This is a genomic window from Actinoplanes sp. NPDC048791 (assembly GCF_040650095.1).
Lineage (GTDB): Bacteria > Actinomycetota > Actinomycetes > Mycobacteriales > Micromonosporaceae > Actinoplanes.
Genome location: NZ_JBEZGQ010001161.1, coordinates 1 through 2,407, shown reverse-complemented (window position 1 = coordinate 2,407; position 2,407 = coordinate 1). Strand labels below are relative to the sequence as shown.

Here is a 2,407-nt window from a genome sequence, read left to right as displayed (position 1 = left end):
GGCAGATCCTGATCATGGCGGCGGTGGCGCTGATGGTGCTGGTCGTCGTCGGCAGCACCTGGTGGGTCACCCTGGGCCGCTACACGGACACCCCGCAGCTGGTGAACATGAGCCGCGCGCAGGCCGAGCAGGCCGCCGCCCAGGAGGGCTTCGAGCTGCGCATCGGCGACGGCGCGTTCAGCGAGAACGTCCCCAAGGACGTGGTGCTCACCCAGGACCCGCCGCCCACCGAGCGCATCCTCAAGGGTGGCGTCGTCTCGCTGACCCTCTCGCTGGGCCCGGAGCGTTATCCGGTGCCCGACGTGGTCGGCAAGGAGCTGGCCGTGGCCCGCGGCGAGATCGAGGGCACCAAGCTCAAGGTCAAGGAAGGCAAGGGCAAGTACAGCGACACCATCCCGCAGGGCGTCATCATCTCCACCGACCCGAAGGCCGACGCCCAGCTCAAGCCGGGCTCGACCGTGACCGTGGTGGTCAGCAAGGGCCGGGCGCCGATCACCGTGCCGGACCTGACGGGCAAGAACATCAACGACGCCCGCGGCGAGGCCCAGCGCCTCGGCCTGACCGTGGTGGAGCAGTACAAGGACGGCGACCAGCCGGCCGACCAGGTCATCGAGCAGTCCCCCAAGCCGGGCACCGGCGCGGAGAAGGACGACGAGATCAAGCTCGTGGTCAGCAAGGGCCCGCCGCAGGTCGGCGTCCCGGACGTGAACAACCAGCCGTGCCAGCAGGCCAAGGGCGTCCTGGAGTCGCAGGGCCTGCGCGCCCGCCTCGACTTCAACCCCAACGGCGTGGTCCGGATCCAGAACCCGCCGGCCGGCACGCCGGTGCCACCGCAGACCGAGGTGGTGCTGACGTGCGCGTGAGCAGGCCGGTCGGCTCGCACACGAGGACGTCGGGGGGCCTGGCCAAGGCGGCTCTGCCGTACGCGGACGCGGCCGGGTCCGAGGCGGTGCAGGTCTACGTCTCGAACTCCCGCGGCTGGGCGCTGCCGCCCGGTGACCCGAAGCAGGACACGCTGTTCCGCGACGGCTGCGGCGAGCGGGGGCTGCCGGTCTACATCCACGCGTCGCTGCTGGTCAACCTGGGCTCACCCACCGAGCAGACGGTGCAGCGATCGGTGGAGACGCTGGAGCACGCCCTGCGCCGCGGTGCCGCGATCGGAGCGACGGCGATCGTCTACCACGCGGGCAGCTCGGTCGACCCGGCCCACGACGACAAGGCGCTGCACCAGCTGCGCGAGGCGTTGCTGCCGCTGCTGGACGTCGCGGCGGCCCGGGGCCTGCCGAAGGTGCTGGTGGAGCCCAGCGCGGGCGGCGGGCGCAGCCTGGCGTCGAAGGTGCAGGATCTGGGGCCGTACCTGACCGCGGTGGAGCATCACCCGTGGCTGGGCGTCTGCTTCGACACCTGCCACGCCTGGGCGGCCGGGCACGACCTGGCCAGGCCGGGCGGCATGACCGAGACGCTGGACGCCCTGGTGGCGACGGTCGGCCCGGACCGCCTGCAGCTGATCCACGCCAACGACTCGAAGGACGAGTGCGGCTCGACCCGCGACCGGCACGAGCGCATCGGCGAGGGCCGGATCGGCGCGGCGGCCTTCGCCGAGCTGCTGGCCCACCCGGCGACCGCGGGCCTGCCGGTGATCGTGGAGACCCCGACCGAGGAACACGAAGGCCACGCGGCGGACATCGCCCTGCTCAAGGAGCTGCGTCCCGAGCTGTGAAGCCCACGATCATGACCGATCTGGTACGCGCCCTGATCGCCGAGCAGTTCCCGCAGTGGAGCGGCCTGCCCGTGACGCCGGTGCCCCGGCAGGGCTGGGACAACCGCACGTTCCGCCTCGGTGACCAGCTGTCCGTGCGGCTGCCCAGCGCCGAGGGTTACGTGGCGGCGGTGGAGAAGGAGAACCGCTGGCTGCCCGAGCTGGCCGGGCACCTGCCGCTGCCGGTGCCCTCTCCCGTGGCGGTCGGGCGTCCGGGGGCCGGTTACCCGTACCCGTGGTCGGTCCGGCAGTGGCTGACCGGCGACACCCTCGAGGACGCCGCGGAGGTCGACCGCCTCCGGCTGGCCCGCGACCTGGGCGAATTTCTCACCGTGCTGCGGCAGGCTCCGGTGGCCGGGCCGCCCGGCGGCCGGCATTCGTTCTTCCGGGGCTGCCACCCCAGCGCCTATGCCGACGAGGTCCAGCAGGCCCTGAAGGATCTCGGCGACGCCGTGGACGTGCGGGCCTGCCGGGCGGTGTGGGCCGAGGCGCTGGACTCGGCCTGGGAGTCGGCGCCGGTCTGGTTCCACGGTGACATCGCGGTCGGCAACCTGCTGGTCCGCGACGGGCGGCTGGCCGCCGTCATCGACTTCGGCACCTGCGGCATCGGCGACCCGGCCTGCGACCTGGTGATCGCCTGGAACACCC

The 2,407-nt window shown here is 72.7% G+C and carries 3 protein-coding genes; all 3 read left to right on the top strand.

Features of this window, described 5'->3' with window-relative positions; all coding sequences use genetic code 11:
* A partial coding sequence (locus AB0C29_RS43690) for a PASTA domain-containing protein (RefSeq protein WP_360833595.1) occupies positions 1-863 on the top strand: 863 nt, incomplete at its 5' end.
* Complete coding sequence (locus AB0C29_RS43685; protein ID WP_360833593.1) at positions 854-1,720, top strand: deoxyribonuclease IV; 867 nt, start codon at positions 854-856, stop codon at positions 1,718-1,720. The genes AB0C29_RS43690 and AB0C29_RS43685, both read left to right, overlap by 10 nt.
* Positions 1,717-2,407 (top strand): aminoglycoside phosphotransferase family protein (locus tag AB0C29_RS43680; RefSeq protein WP_360833591.1); only part of this gene is annotated, 691 nt, incomplete at its 3' end. The genes AB0C29_RS43685 and AB0C29_RS43680, both read left to right, overlap by 4 nt.